The sequence below is a fragment of the Verrucosispora sp. SN26_14.1 genome (assembly GCF_004307965.1).
In the GTDB taxonomy this organism is placed as follows: Bacteria; Actinomycetota; Actinomycetes; order Mycobacteriales; family Micromonosporaceae; genus Micromonospora.
In genome coordinates, this window is record NZ_SISL01000457.1 from 1 (window position 1) to 4,692 (window position 4,692).

General features: G+C 70.5%; 4 protein-coding genes and 1 pseudogene. 2 read left to right on the forward strand and 3 right to left on the reverse strand.

The genetic code is table 11. The features are described 5' to 3' along the window. Positions 1–247: 247 nt before the first annotated feature. On the reverse strand, positions 248–661 hold the full coding sequence (locus EYA84_RS26935; protein ID WP_236145971.1) for a hypothetical protein: 414 nt from the start codon (positions 659–661) through the stop codon (positions 248–250). 488 nt (positions 662–1,149) lie between these two features. On the opposite strand from EYA84_RS26935, the gene EYA84_RS26940 reads away from it, so the two are divergent. Beyond that, on the forward strand, positions 1,150–2,346 hold the full coding sequence (locus EYA84_RS26940) for a cytochrome P450 (protein WP_131056536.1): 1,197 nt from the start codon (positions 1,150–1,152) through the stop codon (positions 2,344–2,346). 49 nt (positions 2,347–2,395) lie between these two features. Here EYA84_RS26940 and EYA84_RS26945 read toward each other — a convergent pair whose 3' ends face one another. Both EYA84_RS26945 and EYA84_RS26950 read right to left on the reverse strand, forming a co-directional pair. Next, positions 2,396–3,415, reverse strand: coding sequence for a methyltransferase (locus EYA84_RS26945; RefSeq protein WP_131056537.1), 1,020 nt, complete (start codon positions 3,413–3,415; stop codon positions 2,396–2,398). After that, positions 3,412–4,383: a ferritin-like domain-containing protein gene (locus EYA84_RS26950; RefSeq protein ID WP_131056539.1), complete on the reverse strand. Its 972-nt coding sequence runs from the start codon at positions 4,381–4,383 to the stop codon at positions 3,412–3,414. The genes EYA84_RS26945 and EYA84_RS26950 overlap by 4 nt, the downstream gene beginning before the upstream one ends. Positions 4,384–4,490: 107 nt before the next feature. Here EYA84_RS26950 and EYA84_RS26955 point away from each other — a divergent pair. Beyond that, positions 4,491–4,692: pseudogene (locus EYA84_RS26955) on the forward strand (condensation protein); the annotation flags it as partial.

Sequence of the window (4,692 nt, forward strand, 5' to 3'; positions counted from 1 at the left end):
GCGCGGCATGGGAATAACCGATCGGCTTCAATACTGGGACATCCGCGTGCTATCTACGGCTGGTGATTCTGATGGACCACAATGCACGTTACTTTCCGTGCTTAGACAGGAAGTTCTCCGGCCGTCCGACCGCAAATGCAAATTGCAGAACTCGCCGCGCGGATAATCCGGTTAAGTCTTTCTGAATCGGACCGAAACGGCACACATTAATTTTCGGACCGACCGACCCGCACCCCCGCAGATCCGGTCAGCCCCGATTCCGTCCGGCCAGTGGACCGGGGCACCCGCGCACCACCCGCGCCTCGGCAACCGCCGGACGTGACCTGCGCCGACGCACCAGGAACTGCAGGTGCAGCCGCAGCATGCGGCCGATCTGCTCGGACGCCACACCGCGTCCGCTCCGTCGCCCCTCCAGCATGGCCCGCTCCGCCCCGCAGCGCACGACCACCGCGGCCCCCGCCGCGCTCGCACCTGCCGCGACGTCGACCAACGAGGTGAAGCCCACCTCGTCCACCCCGGTGACGTCGGTCAGGTCCAGTTCCACCTGGTCGGGCAGCAGGTCACCATGGTCCAACATGTACTCGGCGACGCGGGTGACGTACCCCGCCGTGCTCCGGTCCACGCTGCCGCTGACGGAAATCGCTACGGCAGTTCTGCTCACCCTCCGGGCCTTGACCATAGGCAACACAATTCCCCCCTCCTGCTGATCTCACACCATAGAACGCACTCGCGCGGCATGGGAATAACCGATCGGCTTCAATACTGGGACATCCGCGTGCTATCTACGGCTGGTGATTCTGATGGACCACAATGCACGTTACTTTCCGTGCTTAGACAGGAAGTTCTCCGGCCGTCCCGCCCCGGTCCCGGCCGCCGGACCGTCGTCTCGACGGTGAGCAGCGTCGACGACGCGGGACCCCGGCCACCCGTACCGCACGCGCGGCAGGCCGACGGGCGGCACCCCCCGACACCCGTCCGGGCGCCCCGGTCACCGGACGTGATCGGTCCCGGACCGTCGGCCGAACATCCGACAAAAGTCGACGGAGCCCATGACCCGCACGGATCGGACGTCCTGACCGGACCGACGGAGTGTGTGGTGTGTCGTCATCGGTCTTGCCGGACGGCAGTAAAACGACAGACACTAGGCGGATGAGCGCACCGACCCTCGCACCCCGGTTCGACGCCCTGGACCCGAACGTCGTCGAGGACCCCTATCCCGAGTACGCCCGGCTGCGCGCCGCCGGCCCGCTGTGCCGGATCGGGCCGGGCAGTTGGGGTGTCACCCGCTTCGCCGACGTGGTGGCCCTGCAACACGACCCCCGGCTGGGCAGCGAGTTCCCCGCCGGCTACCACGAGGTGTCCGTGGGCGACGGCCCCGCCAGTGCCTTCTTCCAGCGCATCATGCTCTATCGCGATCCGCCCGACCACGTCCGGCTGCGTCGGCTGATGAGCCGCGCGTTCAGTCCCGCGGTCGTCCGCCAACTGCGGTCCTACGTCGAGGAACTGGTCGACGAGATGCTCGTCCCGGCCGTGGCGGCGGGCCGGATGGACCTGGTCCCCGAACTGGCCTACCCGCTGCCGGTCCGGGTGGTCTGCCGACTGATGGGCATCCCGCCGGAGTCCACCGACGACGTCCGCCGGCACGCGATGAACCTCGGTCGCGCCTTCACCGCCGTGGTCCCCGAGCACGCCCGCGCCGACGCCGACGTGGCCGTACGCTGGCTGCGCGAGCACATCGGCGACCTGCTCGACCAGCGCCGCTCCCGTCGGGGCGACGACCTGCTCTCCCGGCTGCTCGACGTGGAGGAGTCCGGCGACAGCCTGAGCCACGACGAGATCGTGGACAACACCGTCTTCTCGTTCTTCGCCGGGTTCGAGACCACCGTGCACATGATCACCACCGGTACCGCCGCGCTGCTGGCCCACCCGGACCAGCTCGACCGGCTACGGGCCGACCCGGCCCTGGCGACCACCGCGGTCGACGAGTTCCTGCGCTGGGACGCCCCGATCCAGGGCACGGCCCGCTACGTGCACGAGCCCATCGAGATCGGCGGGCGCACGGTACGCAGAGGGCGGGTCCTGGTGCTCATGATCGGCTCGGCGAACCACGACGAGCGCCGGTTCACCCGGCCGGACCGGCTGGACGTGGGCCGCACCGACAACCCGCACCTCGCCTTCGGCGGCGGCGCCCACCTCTGCCTCGGTGCCTTCCTGGCCCGGATGGAGGGGGCCGTGGTGTTCGACCGGCTGGCCCGCCTCGCCGTGCTCGAACCGGACGGCCCGACCGTACGCGAACGCGACACCCCGTTCCGCGCGTACGCCTCGGTGCCGATCCGGCTCGGCTGACCGGCCCGCCGGAGCGGGCCGGTACGTCCGAGGTCCCCTGCCGGACGGCTCAGTCGGCCGGCAGGGCCTCGATCGCGGTCAGCGTGGGAGTGCCGATGACCTGGGTCAGCCGCAGCCCGGCCCGCTCCAGCAACCGACCGGTCTCCTCCGCGCTGCGGTGCGCGCCGCCGGTGAGCACCATCGCGTGCACGTCGAAGAGCTTCGCCATGTCGAAGGCGTCGCCGGGCGGGAGCACCGCCTCCAGCAGGACCAGCCGCGAGTCGGGCCGCATCGCGGTGCGCACGGTGGCGAGGATGCGGGTCGCGTCGTCGTCGTCGAAGCCCGGCAGCACCGTCTTGAGCAGGTAGCCGTCGCCGCCTGCGGGCACCGTGCCGAAGGCGTCGCCGGGCACCACCTCGCAGCGGTCGGCCACGCCGGCCTCGGCAAGCACCTTCGGCGCGCCCGCCACCACGTGCGGCAGGTCGAACAGCACCCCTCGCACCCCGGGGAAGCGGGTGAGCAGGCCGGCCAGGAAACCACCGGTCCCGCCGCCGACGTCCACCAGCGTGCCGAACCGCCGCCACGGGTACGCCCCGAGCACGGTCCGCAGGTGCAGGTGGTTCACGCTGCGCATCCAGTCGTCGACCCGGGCGCTCTCCTGCGGGTGGTCGGCGAGGTAGCTCCAGTAGTCCTGGCCGTGCACGTGCCCGAAGGCCGGTTCCCCGGTGCGCAGCGTGTGCCCGATCGCGGCCCAGGCCCGTACGTCGGAGTCGAGCAGCGTGAAGCTGTCGCGCAGCGACATCGGATGGTCGCCGCGCAACGGCTCGGCCAGCGGCGTGAGCGCGAAGGTGGCGTCGGCGACCTCGCTGAACACGCCCCGGGCGGCCAGCGCCCGCAGCAGGCGCAGCAGCGCCCCGGCATGCGCGCCGGCCGAGGCGGCCAGCTCCGACACCGGTCGTGGACCGTCCACCAGCAGGTCGGCGATGCGCAGGTCGCAGGCGGCCCGCAGGGCGAACGGGGTGATCTGGTCACCCAACTCGCCGAGCCGGACCACGGCGGTCAGGTCGAGACTGCGTCGGGCGGCCGTCATGCGAGTTTCCCCCTTCGGATGCGCAGTCGCTCACCGGCGAACTGCAGCAGGCCCAGTTTGTCCAGTCCGGTGCGGACCGGCTCGGTCATCAGGCCGATCTGCCCGAGCGCCACCGCGACCCGGGAGAAGACCGCCTGTCGATACTTGATCATCAGGTCGTGGTTGGTGGCGAAGGCGACGCCCTCGGCGCGGTCGACCTCCAGCCGCTCCCAGATGTCGTCGAGCAGGAACCGCCGACGGATCAGGGCCGCGGCGTCCAGGACCAGTTCCTCCCGCTCGGCCCGCTCGGCCGAGGTGAGCTGGTCGTAGAGCCCGGAGAGGGAGAGCACGCCGAAGGTGACGTGCCGGGCCTCGTCCCGGGCCACGAGATGGGTCAGCTCCTTGATCAGCGGGTCGTGGAAACTGCTGTTGGAGAGCCGGAACGAGGCCATCGCGATCGCCTCCACCATGATCTGCATCCCGAGCGCCGTGACGTCCCATCGCGAGTCGGACAGGATGTCGGTGAGCAGCTCGCGCAGCGGCGCGGAGACCGGGTACGGCTCGGGGATCTTCTCCCGCAGGTACCGGGAGAAGACCTCCACGTGCCGGGCCTCGTCCACCGCCTGGGTGGCGGCGTAGAACTTGCTGTCCAGATCCGGCACGGTCTCCACCAGCCGGGCCGCGACGATCATCGCGGCCTGCTCGCCGTGCAGGAACTGACTGACCATCCAGGACTGGAACTCCCACCGGAACGCGTCCCAGGCCCGGGGACCCCGCGGTGCCAGTGGCGACGCGGCGAACGCGGCCATCGCGAAGGCGGAGTCGTCCGGCAGCGGTTCGCCGAACGGCACCGGCACCGACCAGTCCACGTCGGTGACCTTCCACTGGGCCGCCTTGGCCCGTTCGTAGAGCGCCACGAGCCGGGGATCGGAGGCTTCGTAGTCCCAGGTGAGTGTGGTGTCGACGCGGGCCGGCACAACAAAGCTCATACGACACAAGGTACCCAGAGACCTCACCGATGCCAATGCGGTGACGCTATGGTCCGTGCGTGGAGACACAACAGACACCAGCTTCCGTGGCCCAACGACTCCTCTGGATGATCAAGCACTACCGCACCGACTTCGGTGCGCTGAGCTGCCCGCTGCTGTGTCGGCTCACCGGTCGGGTCGACGCCGACGCGCTGGACGCCGCGTTGTCCGCCCTCACCGCCCGGCACGAGTCGCTGCGCACCACCTTCACCGGTCGGGGCGCGCGGTTGGCCCAGGTCGTGCACCCGCCGGCACCGGCCGCCGCCCGCC